This window comes from Nonomuraea basaltis, assembly GCF_005893125.1.
Classification (GTDB): domain Bacteria; phylum Actinomycetota; class Actinomycetes; order Streptosporangiales; family Streptosporangiaceae; genus Nonomuraea; species Nonomuraea basaltis.
Window position 1 is genome coordinate 1 of the sequence record NZ_VCJS01000106.1, and the last position, 14,273, is coordinate 14,273.

General features: G+C 67.5%; 14 protein-coding genes and 2 pseudogenes. 10 read left to right on the forward strand and 6 right to left on the reverse strand.

All coding sequences use genetic code 11. The annotated features are described in order from the left end of the window. Nucleotides 1–316 precede the first annotated feature (316 nt). Both EJK15_RS38175 and EJK15_RS38180 read right to left on the reverse strand, forming a co-directional pair. Nucleotides 317–1,207, reverse strand: a complete 891-nt coding sequence (locus tag EJK15_RS38175; protein ID WP_138715347.1) for an SRPBCC family protein — start codon at nt 1,205–1,207, stop codon at nt 317–319. Continuing rightward, nucleotides 1,195–1,869, reverse strand: a complete 675-nt coding sequence (locus tag EJK15_RS38180; RefSeq protein ID WP_138715348.1) for a winged helix-turn-helix domain-containing protein — start codon at nt 1,867–1,869, stop codon at nt 1,195–1,197. Before EJK15_RS38180 ends, EJK15_RS38175 begins: the two co-directional genes overlap by 13 nt. Before the next feature lie 147 nt (nt 1,870–2,016). Here EJK15_RS38180 and EJK15_RS77825 point away from each other — a divergent pair. After that, a pseudogene (locus EJK15_RS77825) lies at nt 2,017–2,205 on the forward strand (DUF4158 domain-containing protein); the annotation flags it as partial. 156 nt (nt 2,206–2,361) lie between these two features. Here EJK15_RS77825 and EJK15_RS77830 read toward each other — a convergent pair. After that, a pseudogene (locus tag EJK15_RS77830) lies at nt 2,362–2,550 on the reverse strand (ISKra4 family transposase); the annotation flags it as partial. A 43-nt stretch (nt 2,551–2,593) separates the two neighbouring features. Between EJK15_RS77830 and EJK15_RS38195 the strand changes: the two are divergent. Continuing rightward, a complete protein-coding gene (locus EJK15_RS38195) occupies nt 2,594–2,854 on the forward strand; it encodes a hypothetical protein (protein ID WP_138715349.1) in 261 nt (86 codons plus the stop codon). Nucleotides 2,855–4,635: 1,781 nt separating this feature from the next. Continuing rightward, complete coding sequence (locus EJK15_RS71175; RefSeq protein ID WP_171074763.1) at nt 4,636–4,788, forward strand: hypothetical protein; 153 nt, start codon at nt 4,636–4,638, stop codon at nt 4,786–4,788. Nucleotides 4,789–4,853: 65 nt separating this feature from the next. On the opposite strand, the gene EJK15_RS38200 is transcribed toward EJK15_RS71175, so the two are convergent. After that, nucleotides 4,854–5,327: a pyridoxamine 5'-phosphate oxidase family protein gene (locus tag EJK15_RS38200; RefSeq protein WP_240777472.1), complete on the reverse strand. Its 474-nt coding sequence runs from the start codon at nt 5,325–5,327 to the stop codon at nt 4,854–4,856. Between the two features lie 172 nt (nt 5,328–5,499). On the opposite strand from EJK15_RS38200, the gene EJK15_RS38205 reads away from it, so the two are divergent. The 3 genes from EJK15_RS38205 to EJK15_RS38215 all read left to right on the forward strand — a co-directional run bounded on the left by EJK15_RS38205 (nt 5,500) and on the right by EJK15_RS38215 (nt 7,082). Further along, nucleotides 5,500–6,348: a universal stress protein gene (locus tag EJK15_RS38205; RefSeq protein WP_138715351.1), complete on the forward strand. Its 849-nt coding sequence runs from the start codon at nt 5,500–5,502 to the stop codon at nt 6,346–6,348. Between the two features lie 68 nt (nt 6,349–6,416). Beyond that, nucleotides 6,417–6,791 carry a nitroreductase/quinone reductase family protein gene (locus EJK15_RS38210; RefSeq protein ID WP_138715352.1) on the forward strand — a complete coding sequence of 125 codons (375 nt, stop codon included), beginning with the start codon at nt 6,417–6,419 and terminating at the stop codon, nt 6,789–6,791. 78 nt (nt 6,792–6,869) lie between these two features. Next, nucleotides 6,870–7,082 (forward strand): hypothetical protein, encoded by a 213-nt coding sequence (locus tag EJK15_RS38215; RefSeq protein WP_138715353.1) that lies wholly within the window; start codon nt 6,870–6,872, stop codon nt 7,080–7,082. Here the strand turns inward: EJK15_RS38215 and pflA are convergent. Beyond that, the gene (pflA, locus tag EJK15_RS38220; protein ID WP_138715354.1) at nt 7,079–7,804 is read right to left on the reverse strand and encodes a pyruvate formate-lyase-activating protein; all 726 of its coding nucleotides are present in this window, start codon (nt 7,802–7,804) and stop codon (nt 7,079–7,081) included. The genes EJK15_RS38215 and pflA overlap by 4 nt on opposite strands. A gap of 10 nt (nt 7,805–7,814) precedes the next feature. Continuing rightward, complete coding sequence (gene pflB / locus EJK15_RS38225) at nt 7,815–10,061, reverse strand: formate C-acetyltransferase (RefSeq protein WP_138715355.1); 2,247 nt, start codon at nt 10,059–10,061, stop codon at nt 7,815–7,817. 693 nt (nt 10,062–10,754) lie between these two features. On the opposite strand from pflB, the gene EJK15_RS38235 reads away from it, so the two are divergent. The 4 genes from EJK15_RS38235 to EJK15_RS38250 all read left to right on the forward strand — a co-directional run bounded on the left by EJK15_RS38235 (nt 10,755) and on the right by EJK15_RS38250 (nt 13,740). Then, the gene (locus EJK15_RS38235) at nt 10,755–11,741 is read left to right on the forward strand and encodes an Acg family FMN-binding oxidoreductase (RefSeq protein ID WP_138715357.1); all 987 of its coding nucleotides are present in this window, start codon (nt 10,755–10,757) and stop codon (nt 11,739–11,741) included. A 151-nt stretch (nt 11,742–11,892) separates the two neighbouring features. Then, nucleotides 11,893–12,732 (forward strand): universal stress protein, encoded by an 840-nt coding sequence (locus tag EJK15_RS38240; protein ID WP_138715358.1) that lies wholly within the window; start codon nt 11,893–11,895, stop codon nt 12,730–12,732. Continuing rightward, nucleotides 12,729–13,199 carry a CBS domain-containing protein gene (locus tag EJK15_RS38245; RefSeq protein ID WP_138715359.1) on the forward strand — a complete coding sequence of 157 codons (471 nt, stop codon included), beginning with the start codon at nt 12,729–12,731 and terminating at the stop codon, nt 13,197–13,199. Before EJK15_RS38240 ends, EJK15_RS38245 begins: the two co-directional genes overlap by 4 nt. A 10-nt stretch (nt 13,200–13,209) precedes the next feature. After that, entirely contained in the window at nt 13,210–13,740 is a 531-nt protein-coding gene (locus EJK15_RS38250; protein ID WP_138715360.1) for a flavodoxin family protein, read from the forward strand. Nucleotides 13,741–14,273: the final 533 nt, after the last annotated feature.

The window sequence follows — 14,273 nt, forward strand, 5'->3', positions numbered from 1 at the left end:
CCATTGGCGCTGGGTCAACTGGGTCCCCGCCGTCTGGTGACCAGGACGACAAGAGCCGTGTAACGAGAGATCGTTACGCACGGTTCTGTGGGAGCCCCGGGGTGCGATTCCCCGGGGCTACCCGACCGGAAACCCGAGGTGTTCGTGCGGCCGTTGTCGATGGACGAGGGCCGGCAGTTCACGGTCGTCCTGGACGGTCGCCCGGACCGCATGGTCGATCAACACGACGCCACCCCGCGCTCGACGATGTCCCGGGAGACGTCCGGTACCACCGAATTGCCGTCGTCGAGCGCGGTCGCCGCTGGAGAAGCGTCGGCTAGTTGTTCGTCAGGAGTCCGTCCGGGATGCCGTCGAGCTGTACCTCGACCCACATGGGGCGCCAGTTCTTGATTTCGTGGTAGCGGCGCAGTTCCACCAGGCCGGCGAGCGCACCCAGCCAGCCGTCGTACGGCGGCTGGGTCTCGTCGAATCCACTGTGGACGAACGTCAGCCGGGTGCGCCCGTCCGAGTCGGCCAGCTCCCAGGACTGGACCATGTCGCCCCATTCGACCGACATCGAACGCCCCGGCTGGATGTCGATGATGTGCGCGGGTTCGGGGTTCGCCTCGAAACCGCCCATCGCCCAACGGCCGCCCGGGTGGAGCTCGGCCTCGACCTTCACACCGGACCACCGGGAGAACTGCTCCGGCTCGGTCAGCGACTCGTAGACCGCGAGCCGGTCGGCGTCGATCAGTATCTCGCCGCGCAGCACCGCACTGGTGAAGTCGCACCGCGCGATGGGTTCCCGCCCTTCGGCGTAGTCAGCCAGGTTGGCCAGGACCAGCGCCCAATAGGTGTGCATCAGACTGCGGTCGCCGGGTTCCGTCAGTAGCTCAGGCCAGCCGGGTACCTCGGTCTGGGCGAGCGTCAGCAGGGTCGACCCGCTGTCCCCGTCCGGTCCTGACTCGGCGGTCAGTCCAATGTCGACGGTGGTAGGAATGCCGTCGAGCTCCCATTCGAAGCGCAGCGAGCTGTCGTCGACGTGCAGCAGGCGCTGGTGCGGCGCTTCGCCGTCCGGGGTGAAGCGCCCCCAGAACAGGTACCGGTCGGGCAGGTCCACCTCGGCGTGTTCGGCGAGCCAGACCTGCAACGCTGCCGGGTCGGTGAGAGCACGGTGCACCGCGCTCGGCGGGGCGGCGATCCGGAGGCTCTTCTTCAACGTGGCCATCGGTCTTCTCCTCGTCGACTTCTGTCGTCTTCGTCGTGGGGTCGGTCGGGGTAGCAGGCGACGGCGAGTTTGAACGCGTCACCTTCTGCCCCGCCGTATTTGGTGAAAAGGTCCTGCAGGGCGGCCTTCAGGTCGGCCATGAACTCGGGCCGCCGGTCCGGTCGCACCCGGATCTCGCCGGAGACGCCAAGCGACGGCAGGTCCGGCTCGTCGTCCGGCTCGCCGACAGCTCGGCGAGGCGCTTGTTGGTGGTCCGCTTCGCGGTGCTGGGCCGCTCGGCGGGCCGCTTGGGTGTGGAGGGCGGCGACGTCGGACTGGACCTCCTCCATGAGGTCGAGGAGGTAGCCGAGGCTCGCCTCGTCGCGTTGCTGCCGTTGGCCGATCCGGCCGACGAGCCGAGGGGAGAGCCAGTAGGCACGCGCGGTGGCCTGGTAGAGGCCCTCGTTGATGCCGCGCACCCGGCGCTCGGCGACCTGGTTGACGAGGCCATGCTCGACGAGCCGCTTGACGTGGTAATAGACGCGCTGCTGGGTCTGGTCCAGCCGGGCAGCGACCTCGGTACACGAGCGCGGCTCAGCCAATTGCCGCAGCACCTCAATGCGCTGTGGTTTAAGCAGCGTCTCGGCCTGCTCGACACGCTCCAGATACAGGAGGTCTCTCATCACAAAAATCATCCTGTACGTACAAATATTTTTTGTCAATGGTTGGCGGTGGTTCGGGATCAGAATCGGCCGGTTCCTGGTGGACCCGCTCGATGGGGTGCCGACCGAGGTGCTCGATTATCTGGCCGAGCAGATGGGATCGCGGATGTGTCGTGTCTGAAGCTGTATGCGCAACGGGAGCCGACGCACCGTGAGCATGCCGGGCAGATCCAGGCGAAACTGGGGCTGAAGGACTTCAGCCAGGCCGAGGCCGGGCTGGAGACGACCTTGGCCGCGCACGCGTGGAACTCTGGGGACGGGCCGATCGCGATCTTCCAGTACGCGGTGCGCTGGCTGCGGGAGAACGACGTGCTGCTACCGGGCATCACGACGCTGACCCGGATGGTGGCCCAGGTCCGGGAGGAGCAGACCGAGCGGATCTATGCACCCTGGCCGCAATGCCGACCTTTGCGCAGGTCGAATCTGTTCGTCCTGGTGACGGCTTTGCTGAACGCGTTGGCTTTCGCGGCGGATGTGGAAGGCCCAATACTGATCGACGTCTCCGTTGGAGATGAGCGCGCGGAGTTTCAGGATGGCCTCGGCGCCGGCCAGTCCCCATCGGGCTCCGGTGATGTCCAGGCGGCCGCCGATCAGGTAGCGGGCGGTTCCCTCCACGACGCCGGTGGCGATCGGGGGTCCCGAGTACGCCTGGATCCGCGGGGGCCGTGGGGAGCCGCGCGAGAACTTGCCGATCAACGCCGTGCTCGCGCGCCTGGGAGCGGTCAGAGCGGGCGCGTTGGACCTCTTCGACACGGTCGGCTTCGGGCAGGAACGCGACTTGGAGGGGTGGCGGTGGGCGGGCCTGCGTGCCCTGGATACCGCCGACTACGACGCGTGGGAGGCCGCGTGCCGTGCGCAGGAAGAGGCCGATGCCCGCGCCGCCGCCGAATGTGACAGGTACGTCAGGCGTGACGACGTCCCGTCGTACTCGATGGCAGAACGGTGATAGCCTGTCTCTTTTGAATCACCATTCACAGCGCTAATTACCATGTCCGGTGATGTGCAGAATGTCTCCAAACTTCGCTCGACTACCCTGTCCCCGCTATCGCCGAGTTCGGATCGGACATACGGAAGGTTCACCCGAAGAACCTCCCGCGCGAATTTAAATGGGGGACGATGGCAACGGCCTTGATCGAATTCGATAAGCCCGAGACAGAGAAAAGCCTCGGCCTTGAGGCTGATCGGGTGTGCCGCCGAAGCGGAGATCATCAAGAGCTGATCGCGCTTCTCCCCTTGATTCCAGGAGGGCTGATCCGGCAGAGTCGGCTAGTGTCTGCGGACTGATTGTCAACCGCGAACCGATTGGGAGAGCACATGGTCGCAGCAGGGTGGCGGATCGGGGGTTTACTGGTGGCGCTCTTGGCCATTGTCGCCCTGGCCGGGTGCACCACAGGCACAACACCTCCGCAAATCCCACGGTCGCAGCCATCATGGCATGTCCTGGCCGATGACAACTCATCTGCCGCAGCCGACAAGCTTTGCCCAAAGGGCAAGGGGCCGAGGGGGCTAGATTGCCGGTCGGTAGCTCCAGGATATGACACCTGTGCGAAGCATCATCAGGTGAAAAACTCAGCCACGTTGTGCCAACAAGCCTTGATCGTCCGAATTGAATGTCGATTTGGAGAGCGAGCCATCTTTCATAGCGAAGAGGACTGTGCCGCGTCGGTCGAATCTTATTTATCGTGCCGGACGGTAAATCCCAGTAGGTCTGACGAAGTATGCGCTGCGGGCGAAAAGGAGTTCTCGCGGTGTCCGGGTTATTTCGATCCGGCCAGCAACTTCAACTGTGTGAAGGCGCGGGACGCCTACTATAAGTGCCGCGACGACACTCGAGGCGACCACGCATTTTGCTCAACATACATCGTGGTTCTCGGTTTGTGTCGTACGATGAGGGTCGACTGCTCCGACCTCCTCGACAAGTATCTTGTGTGCGCAAGCGAAGGTCTTTCCCCCAATGAGTGCGCGTTCGGGCTCAACATGAGAATAAATTGCTTGCGGGATCTCGGGGACGGCATCTTTCAGCAGGTCGCGACATGTGACTCTATCTGGCATAATGCCATTAGAGACTGCAGCGGCATGCAAGGACTTGATGTAGACGGTCCTACGCCTTGTACGGGTGGTGCCAATTGGGATACAGCGAGCTACTCGATCTGCGAAAAACAGGGCAAACCTGCCGAAACGGTCGGTGTGGCTTATCTATTGGACGGAGGCATCGACCAAATACCTGTCTGCTGGGCATCTGGGGATGAGAGGCGCGCAATGTCCGAGGCGGCCATGGACGTCTCCAGCGAACGGGGTGTTCGCGCCGTATACCGCCATGGAGAAACTCGCTATGAACCCCTGTGATCACCAGGGATCGACTTGCTGCCCCGGGGACGCATTCTCCTCCGCCGTACCTGCCGCGCACACCATCGCACTTTTCTGCCGGATGACCATGGGTCAGGTGGTGCGAGAGTCGACGACAACGGTGACGACAACGTCGGCCACCACGAGCGCACGACGGCAGCTTCACGCCACCGCTGACCTCGGCCTAGAGTGTCGGAACCAGGGCAGTCGGTCCGTCTGAAAAGCGGACGCTCGCTGGTCGTTCTATGACGCCTGCACTACCAAGCGAACACAGGTGGGGCATGCCCGAGTTGCCTCGGGCGAGAATGGTATTGACCGGCCGATGGTGCTCCCAGCCGGCGTCATGGCAGGTTCTCTCGCAGGGGGGAGGTCGCGAGCGCGGTGGGCGGCGTCGCGCTCGTCGCGGGTGTGGCGGGGCTGATCACAGCCGGTGAGCTCGCCTTGGCGGTGCTGTTCTACGCCGCCATCGCGTTGTGGCTCATGGCCACCGTGCGGCACGCGTTCGCCCCGTTCAACGCGGAGGCGCTTAAATGAAAGGCCAGGCCGAAGGTCTTCTAGCGAAGCCTTCGGCCGGCGTACGCAAGGCGCTCGGCTGGGCTTCACAGGCTGTGAATGCGCCGTCCGGTGACCTCGTGCGGCACGATGCGGACGTAGAGATGCCGGTCGCCGCCTGCCCACGGGGTGACAGCGGCATCGGGCACCTTGTCCTCCCGCAGGTGGTGGGCGGGGCCCTGGATGAGAACGCTCCAGCCCTCATGCCGAGCCTCGTCGATCAGGTCCACTTCGAACGCGATCTTGATGTCTACGCCTTCCACCCCGGTACTCAGGTCCTCGTCCATGGGACCGCCGTGAGCGGTGCGGAAAACGATGGCGCCGTCGTGCATCGTGTAGTTGACGGGCAGCACGGTGGGCCCGTGAGAGCCGTTGAAGGCCACCCGGCCGATGCCGCCTGGGGCGATCAGGCGCAGGCATTCGTCGGGTTCGAGCGTCCTCAGGGCCGTGGCGGGGCCTGAGCTAGATGGCTGGTCGCGGTGGTGGCTGATACCAGGTCCGAAGTCGCGGTTATTTGTCATGATCATGTCCTTCGCGTCGTAATCACGCGGCTGAACGGCCGCCCCTTGATCACGCTACGTACCGGCTCGCGTGCCCGGCAGGGTCCTTCGGCCCTTGGCCGACCGACCTCCGGCCCTGCCAGTGGCAGGCCCGAGGAGGGTCCCCTGGAGGTGTGACGAAGGAGGTCACCTCGTGATCATCGTAGGAGTGGATGGCTCGCTGCCCTCGCGAGCCGCTGTGGAGTGGGCGGCCAACGACGCCTTCCGCATGCGGGTGCCGCTGCGGATCGTGTATGCCGTGGACCGTACCCCACACCAGGTCGACCGCTATTCCAGCACCGTCTCACCCGATGCGCTGCTGCGCGACGGGCGTAAGGCCCTGCGCGAAGCGGAGGCGCTGGTCCGCGAGCGCCAGCCCGCCGTCGAGGTCACCACGCTCGCTGCCGAGGGTGCGCCCGCCGTGGCGCTGTGCGAGCAGGCCAAGGACGCCACCGAGATCGTGGTCGGCAGCCGCGGGCTCGGCGGCTTCGCCGGGGCGCTGCTCGGCTCGGTCAGCAGCCACGTGGCCGGCCAGGCGCACTGTCCCGTCGTGGTGGTGCTCGGCAAGCACCGCCCGGTGCACGGGGAGGTCGTGGCCGGGGTGGACGACTCGCCGGAGTGCGAGCCCGCGCTGGCCTACGCCTTCGAGCAGGCCAGGCTGCGCGGCAGCGCATTGCGGGTGGTGCACACCTGGCAACTGCCGGTGCATGCCTTCGCCCCGGAAACCGCGTACGCCATGGACGAAGTACGGGCGACACAGCACCAGGTCGTCCGAGACCGGCTGGAAGCCTTCACCCAGCGCTACCCGGAGGTGACGGTCGTCGAGGACGTCCCATCCGCGCATCCGGTGGATGCGCTCACCGAGGCGTCCGAACGCGCGGACCTGCTGGTGGTGGGCTCTCATGGACGCGGCGCGCTGGGTTCGATGCTGCTCGGCTCAGTCAGCAGAGGCGTGCTGCGCCACGCCCACTGCCCGGTGGCGGTGGTCCGTGCCAAGGAATGACCCAAGGACCCGTCATCCGGGACCGGACACCGTCGGGTCAAGATGAGGCCAGGGCGGGAGGTGGTCTGATGAGGCGACCTGGACGCTGGCACCGGTGGCTGTACCGCGGCGGGCGGCCCAACCGCGTGGCCCGCGCCATGAACCGGGCCTGGGCTGTGGTGCATTCGTCGGGACTGGTCGGCCGGCTGGTGACGCTGGAGGTCGCCGGTCGGCGCACCGGCCGCGTCATCTCCTTCCCGCTGGTGGCCGCCGATTATGAGGGAGAGCGCTACCTGGTGGCGATGGTGGGACAGAACGCCAACTGGGTGCTCAACGTACGCGCGGCCGGCGGCCGGGCCGTGCTTCGCCATGGCCGCCGCCGGCACGTTCGTCTCGAGGAGGTCGCGCCCGCGCTGCGTGCGCCCATCCTGCGCCGCTACCTGGCCCTCGCGCCGGGCGGCTGAGTCCGGGCCACGATGGCGGGCGCGGCCATTGCCTGGATCGTCGGTGCATTGCCGACCGTTCCCGGGGAAAGTGCTGCGGTGGCCACGGCCGTGCTCGTTCTGCTCCGGGTGGTCCTGCTGGCGGGCATGGGCCTGTTCCAATGGCAGGTGCTGCGCGGGCACGTGCGCGCGGCGTCTCGGTGGGTGGCCGCGACCGCGGAATCCTGGCTGGTGGCGCTCCGCTGGCCGAGTGCCCGGGCCGGCACCACGACGTCGGCCAGGCTCGTCGGGCCGCCTGCCTCCCCGCTCTAGATGGTGCTGAGCCCTTGGTCGCGGAACTGGGCGCGGACGCGGTTCAGCAGCGTGTCGTCCGGTGGCGCCACGTCGGCGAGCGGGAAGCGCAGGCCGAGCCGCTCGTACTTGCCGGTGGCCATGCGGTGGAAGGGCAGCACGTCGACCCGCTCGACGTTGCCGAGACCGGCGACGAAGCGGGCCAGCCCTGCCACGTTCTCGACGGCGTCCGTCAGTCCTGGGACCAGCACGAACCGCACCCACGTGGGCCGCCCCAGCTCCGCGAGCCGTCGCGCGAAACGCAGCGTCGGCTCCACAGGGCCGCCCGTGACCCGCCGGTAGGTGTTCGGGTCGAAGGACTTGATGTCGAGCAGCACCAGGTCGGTGTCGGCCAGCATGGCGTCGTTGGCGCGGACGCCGAGAAGCCCCGAAGTGTCCAGCGCGGTGTGCAGGCCGCTGTCGTGGCAACGGCTCAGCAACTCGGCGGTGAAGCGGGGCTGGAGCAGCGGCTCGCCGCCGCTGATCGTCACCCCGCCGCCCGCGACGGAGATGAAGCGCCGGAACTTGCCGATCTCGGCCATCACCTCGTCGGCGCTGACCTGGCGACCGTCGCGCATCCGCCAGGTCTCCGGGTTCTGGCAGTAGAGGCAGCGCAGCGGGCAGCCGCAGGTGAACACGACGAATCTGGTGCCGGGGCCGTCCACCCCGATCGACAGATCCCAGGAGCTGATGACGCCGTTCATGGTCAGCCGTTCACAGGGAACCGTGGAAGGTGCGGTTGATCACGTCGCGCTGCTGCTCCGGGGTGAGGCGGACGAAGTTGACCGCGTACCCGGAGACGCGAACGGTCAGCAGCGGGTAGCGGTCGGGGTGTTCCATGGCGTCCAGGAGGACGGCGCGGGTGAGCACGTTGACGTTCATGTGGAAGCCGCTGGCGTCAAAGTAGCCGTCGAGCACCCCGACCAGGTTGCATGCCCGCTCTTCGGGCGTGCGGCCGAGGCCGTCGGGGGTGACGGTGTTGGTCTGGGAGATGCCGTCGAGCGCCTGGTCGTAGGGAAGTTTGGCGACCGACAGGGCGGAGGCGATCACGCCGCGGCGATCGCGGCCGTTCATCGGGTTGGCACCTGGGGCGAATGGCTCGCCGGCGCGGCGGCCGTCCGGGGTGTTGCCGGTGTGCTTGCCGTACACGACATTGGAGGTGATGGTGAGCACCGACTGGGTGTGCTCGGCGTCGCGGTAGGCGGGGTGGCGGCGGATCTTGTCCATGAAAGAGCGCACCAGCTCGACCGCTATGGCGTCGGCGCGGTCGTCGTTGTTGCCGTACGCCGGATAGTCCCCCTCGACCTCGTAGTCCACGGCCAGGCCGGTGGCGTCGCGGATCACCTTGACGCGGGAGTGCCTGATGGCCGACAGGCTGTCGGCAGCGACGGACAGGCCGGCGATGCCGCAGGCCAGGGTGCGCTTGACCGGGTAGTCGTGAAGGGCCATCTCGATGCGTTCGTAGGCGTACTTGTCGTGCATGTAGTGGATGATGTTGAGCGCATTGACGTAGGTCCGCGCGAGCCAGTCCATCATCCGATCGAAGGCGGCCATGACCTCCTCGTAGTCGAGAACGTCGCCGGTCAGCGCGGGGTGAGCCGGGCCGATCTGGATACCGGTGATCTCGTCGCGGCCGCCGTTGATCGCGTACAGCAGGGTCTTGGCGAGGTTGACGCGGGCGCCGAAGAACTGCATCTGCTTGCCCACCGGGGCCGCCGAGACGCAGCAGGCGATGGCGGTGTCGTCGCCGAAGCGGGGCCGCATGAGCTCATCGCTTTCGTACTGGATGGCGCTGGTCTCGATCGACAGGGTGGCGCAGAATCTCTTGAACGGCTCCGGCAGGCCGGGCGACCACAGGACAGTGAGGTTGGGTTCGGGGGCGGGGCCGAGGTTGCGCAGCGTCTGCAGGTAGCGGAAGCTCGTACGGGTGACGAGTGTGCGACCGTCGTCGCCCATGCCGCCGATCGACTCCGTCACCCAGGTGGGGTCGCCGGAGAAGAGCTGGTCGTACTCAGGCGTGCGCAGGAAGCGGACGATGCGCAGCTTGATGACGAAGTCGTCGACGAGCTCCTGCGCCCGTTCCTCGGTGATGCGGCCTTCGGCGAGGTCGCGCTCCAGGTAGATGTCCACGAAGGTAGAGGTGCGGCCGAGGGACATGGCGGCGCCGTTCTGCTCCTTGATGGCGGCCAGGTAGCCGAAGTAAAGCCATTGAACGGCCTCGTGGGCGGTGGCGGCCGAGCGGGAGATGTCGTGGCCATAGGAGGCGGCCATGCGCTTCAGCTCGTCCAGGGCTCTAAGCTGCTCGGACAGCTCCTCGCGGTCGCGGATCACCGCGTCGGTGGCCGGGCAGGCGTCCAGGGAGCGCAAGTCGGCGTGCTTGTGCGCGATCAGGTGGTCCACGCCGTACAGGGCGACGCGGCGGTAGTCGCCGATGATGCGGCCGCGGCCGTAGGCGTCGGGCAAGCCGGTGATGATGCCGGAGCGGCGGGGGGCCAGGATCTCGGGGGTGTAGGCGTCGAATACGCCGTCGTTGTGAGTCTTGCGGTATTTGGTGAAGATCTCCTTCACATGAGGGTCGAGGGGGTGGCCGTAGGCGGCCAGGCCGTTCTCGACTATGCGCAGCCCGCCGGCGGGCATGATGGCCCGCTTCAGCGGCGCGTCGGTCTGCAGGCCGACGATCAGCTCACGGCCGAGGTCGATGTAGCCCGGCCCGTGTGAGGTGATCGACGACGGAGTTGTGGCGTCGACGTCGTAGATCCCGCGCGCGCGCTCCTCGGGGAACAGCGCCGACACCTCCGTCCACACGGCTCGCGTGCGCTTCGTCGGTCCCGCCAGGAAGCTCGCGTCGCCTTCGTAGGGTGTGTAGTTGGCCTGGATGAACGCGCGCACGTCCACCGCCGAGCGCCAGTCCGTCCCCTGGAAGCCGCGCCATGCACCGACCTCGACTTCGGTGACCGTCATCGTTCCTCCTTGTGGTGAATGTCCGATCTCACTCTTGTTGGCGGAGCCCGGGACCACATCGGTCGAAGGTCATCGGCGGGCGGGACCAACGTCCCTGCGGAATCCACACGATGGTCGCCAGGGTGAGCGGTCAGCGTTGCCGCCACCGGCTGACCAGACGAGTGCTTTCATCGGTCGATCCAGTCGTAGCCGTACCAGCCGGCTCTGCCATAGCGGCTCTACACCAGCCGTGGCCATGATGCCGGTGGCGAAGGCCCGCGCCCCGACACGATCCCGTGACGACCAGCTCCAGGCGCATGTCCGTCAGGTGCGGGACAGGACCACCTTGAGTGCGCCGGTCGACTTCGGGTCGGCGAAGGTCTCGTAGGCGGCGGCCATGTCGTGCAGGGCGAAGCGGTGGGTGATGAAGCCGCTGGGGCGCAGTCCGGATCGCTCGCACGCTGGCGCCGCTCACCATGTTCGTGGTGATGGCATTCCTGATCGCTGCCGACGGCGGCAAGCCCAGACCTGGGTCGCGGCCATCTTCACCCCTGTGGTGCTGGCCTACCAGGCCTGGACCTACTGGGTCTCCCGCCGCCGCCTCACCGGAGCCACCTGATGGGATCCGTTTGTCCCGTGAACGTGGGACCTTCGGCCCTGACCTGCGCTGATGGACGGTGATGAGCTGGCTCTATCACCTGGGAGGTGGATGCCATGAACACCCGTACAGCCGAGGAGCACGCGTTCGTCATTCACGCCGCCCTGGAGGCCGCGACCTGGGCCCCGTCCGTGCACAACAGCCAGCCCTGGTCGTTCGCTGTCTCCGGCGAGGAGATCAGCGTGCGCGCCGACGCGGACAGGAAGCTGCGCTTCAGCGACCCCGCCGGCAGGCAGCTGCTGATCAGTTGCGGCGCCGCGCTGTTCAACATTCGCACGGCGCTGCGCTGCCAGGGGTACGAGCCCGTCGTGCGGGTGCTGCCGGATCCGGATCGGCCCGCATTGCTGGCCACTGTGCGGCTGGGGGGGAGCGTGGGTGCTGATGAGCACACCAAGGCGTTGAACGCTGAAATAGCGCGGCGCCGGACCCATCGTGCCGCCTTCACCGATCTGCCCGTCCCGGATCGGCTGATCGAGACGCTGGTCCAGCAAGCGGCCGCCGAAGGGGCGAAGCTGACGCCCGTGCGCGCATCGGAGGCCGTGCGGGTCATCGCCGCGCTGACCGAGGCGGCCCAGAACGTGCAGGCCCAGGACCGGGTGCTCAGCCTCGAGGTCATCCGCTGGGCCCGCCCGCCGGGCGGCGCCCGCCAGGACGGCGTGCCTGCCGACGCCTATCCCGCCGAACCTGCTGAGACCGTTCCGCCGTTCGCACAACGGGACTACTCCTGGCGCCACGACTGGGGTACGACGGCCGACCAGAGCACGTCGACCTCCACTGGCGTCGTGGCCCTGCTGACCACAGCCGGCGACACTCGCGAGGAATGGATGGCCGCCGGACAGGCTCTGCAGCGGATTCTGCTGTACGCGTCCGCGCACGGGGTGAGCGCCGCCTTCCACACGCAGGCATTGGAAATGCAGCATTTGCGGGAGTTCCTGCGCCAGGAGCTCTGCTCGGGCGAGTACCCGCAGATGATCATGCGGCTTGGCATCACCTTCGAGGCCAAGGGCGCGGTCCGTCGCCCACTGTCCGATCTGGTCGACTGAGGTGCCCCGAAACCCGCGACGCACTCTTCGATGGCGCTTCGTGCCGGGAGAGGACCAACGGCGCCCTTGTCCGGGACTTAGGCCTCGGGTGCACAGAGTTCCCTTTCGCGAAGGTGGAAGGGAGAGATCCGACATGTGAAAGGTGGGCGTGATGGCCAGTCACATCACGGTTGGTGTGGACGGGTCCGCACCGGCGACCGCAGCAGTCGAGTGGGCCGCCTTAGACGCGCAGCGGCGTGAGCTGGCCCTGCGCATCGTGCACGTATGCGAGCAGCGGCCGCACAGCGACGGCCTCGAGTACTGCACCGGGGCGCTGGAGGCCGCGGCCGACCGGGCACGGGGGCTCACCGGCGATGTCAAGGTGACGACGGAGCTGCTCAGTGGCAACGTGATCAAGGATTTGATCGCGGAGTCGGAGTCGGCGGACAGCCTGGTGCTGGGCAGCAGAGGGCTCGGTGGATTCGCCGGGATGGTGGTCGGCTCGGTCGGCTTGGCCGTGGCCGGGCACGCGGCCGGACCGGTCGTCATCGTTCGTGCTCCCGCCGTGGTGCGCTACGGCACGGTGGTGGTCGGCTATGACGGCTCGGGGTATTCGGAGGCCGCGATGGCCTGCGCCGTCGAGCAGGCTCGGGCGCGGAAGGCGCGGCTGCACGTCGTGTTCGCCTGGCGGGTGCCGATGTTCTCGCCGTACGCCGTTGCGTACAACAGCCTGATCGAAGCCGCCATGCAGGATGCGATGCGCGCCGCGCGCGAGCGGGTCGAGCCGTGGCGGGTCGGCAACCCCGACGTCGACATCAGCGACGAGCAGCGATGCGCGCATCCTGTCACCGCGCTGATCGAGGCGGCACGGTCGGCGGATCTGGTCGTGGTCGGCTCGCGCGGCATGGGCGGTCTCGCTTCGGCCCTGCTGGGCTCGGTCAGCCACGGGGTGCTGCACCACACGACCTGCCCGGTCGCGATCGTACGACCGCATGCTGAGGAGACGCCATGACCGCGGAGTCGCTGGCCGCCGCGCAGGTGATGAGCCGCATCCTGGTGGCCGTCAAGCCGGATGAGTCGCCGCTGATGGCCTGGGAGTTGATGCGGCGCGCCCACGTCCACCATCTGCCGGTCGTCGACGGGCGGCACGTGCTGGGCATCCTGACCCGCGAGCAGCTGGCGGCGTCCTGGTCGGGCGGGCCTGAGGAGCAGTCCAGCCGCCAGGTCCGGACGTTGCTCGGGCGTGAGCGCAAACCGCTGATCCGGCCGGACACTCCGCTGGCCAGGGTCGCGGCCGTCATGCTCGACGCCGGATGCGATGCCGTGCCGGTGCTGTCGGACGACGGGCTGATCGGGATGGTCACGGTCCGCGACGTGCTGTCGGCCGTCGCCGGACGTACCAGGCCGGCCGAAGGGCCCGGCGAAGTTGTCACCGGCATGTTCCACCTGGAACCGGTACTACCCCAAGAGAATCGATAGGAGGCGTGTGATGGAGGCGTTGGTCGTCTACGAATCCATGTACGGCAACACCAAGCAGATCGCCGAAGCAGTAGCCGAAGGACTGTCCTCCCGGGTGCGAGCCGAGGTGGTGGAGGTCGGCTCCGCACCCGCACAGGTGGGGCCGGCGGTCGGGCTGCTCGTGGTGGGCGGGCCGACGCACGCCTTCTCCATGAGTAGGGTCTCCACCCGTCAGTCCGCCGCCCAGCAGGCCACAGGTCCGCTGGTCTCGCGCGGCGACGGCGTACGCGAATGGCTGGCCACGCTGCGCACCACCGCGGCAGGGCTCGGCTCGGCTGCGTTCGACACCCGCATCGCCAAGCCGCGCATGCCCGGCTCAGCCGCTCGCGGCATCGCCAAGCGGCTGAGCCGCCTCGGCATCAGAGCACTCGCGCCGGCACAGAGCTTCTACGTCGTGGGGACGCAAGGGCCGTTGGTAGACAGTGAACTGGAACGGGCCAGGCAGTGGGGCGAGAGCCTCGCCGCGTTGCTCCCTGTTACGGCTCCTGACGAGAGCGCCTGACGTTCGAACAGATGCCCGGAGGTCTGTCCCCTTGCTTCGCCCTCCGCGTTTAACGATCGGCGAGCCGGAAACCCAACGAAGGAGCTCGCGTTCTCCCTCTTGACCCCGACCGGCGCGGTCACTCCGGAACAGACTGGCTTAGGCTCGCTGTTCAGCCTGCACATGCAGCACCGGCCGCAGGTGCGCCGCGATGATGCTGGTCGCGGCGCTACCTGGAGTGCGGCGTCGTCATAGGCGCCGCCGAGGAGGCGAGACCACGGAGCCTGCGAGGCCGTGCTGGGTTGGGCGCGCTGCTCACCCTCACGCCGATTCCGCCGCTGGGCTGGGCCATCGCGCTCGGCGCCTTCGTTTTGACTCCGCCGCTGTGCGATCTGGCGCGGAGAGCGAGGGCCAGCCGGACGGCCCGATGAAACGAGGACGTGTGGCATGGCGTCGGCTCGGCCGGTTCGACGCCACTCAACGTTGTTTCCATGATGGGCCGAAGGTCCCATCACAAGCAGGACCGTCGCCTCTAAGCGTCGGTCCCACAACGC

Bases quoted from the DNA above. Each gene is read 5' to 3' on its own strand.
- EJK15_RS38240 (WP_138715358.1), top strand. From the start codon at position 11,893: ATGGCCAGTCACATCACGGTTGGTGTGGACGGGTCCGCACCGGCGACC.
- EJK15_RS38175 (WP_138715347.1), bottom strand. From the start codon at position 1,207: ATGGCCACGTTGAAGAAGAGCCTCCGGATCGCCGCCCCGCCGAGCGCG.
- EJK15_RS38180 (WP_138715348.1), bottom strand. From the start codon at position 1,869: ATGAGAGACCTCCTGTATCTGGAGCGTGTCGAGCAGGCCGAGACGCTG.
- EJK15_RS38235 (WP_138715357.1), top strand. From the start codon at position 10,755: ATGAACACCCGTACAGCCGAGGAGCACGCGTTCGTCATTCACGCCGCC.
- pflA (WP_138715354.1), bottom strand. From the start codon at position 7,804: ATGAACGGCGTCATCAGCTCCTGGGATCTGTCGATCGGGGTGGACGGC.
- pflB (WP_138715355.1), bottom strand. From the start codon at position 10,061: ATGACGGTCACCGAAGTCGAGGTCGGTGCATGGCGCGGCTTCCAGGGG.
- EJK15_RS38200 (WP_240777472.1), bottom strand. From the start codon at position 5,327: ATGACAAATAACCGCGACTTCGGACCTGGTATCAGCCACCACCGCGAC.
- EJK15_RS38245 (WP_138715359.1), top strand. From the start codon at position 12,729: ATGACCGCGGAGTCGCTGGCCGCCGCGCAGGTGATGAGCCGCATCCTG.
- EJK15_RS38250 (WP_138715360.1), top strand. From the start codon at position 13,210: ATGGAGGCGTTGGTCGTCTACGAATCCATGTACGGCAACACCAAGCAG.
- EJK15_RS38210 (WP_138715352.1), top strand. From the start codon at position 6,417: ATGAGGCGACCTGGACGCTGGCACCGGTGGCTGTACCGCGGCGGGCGG.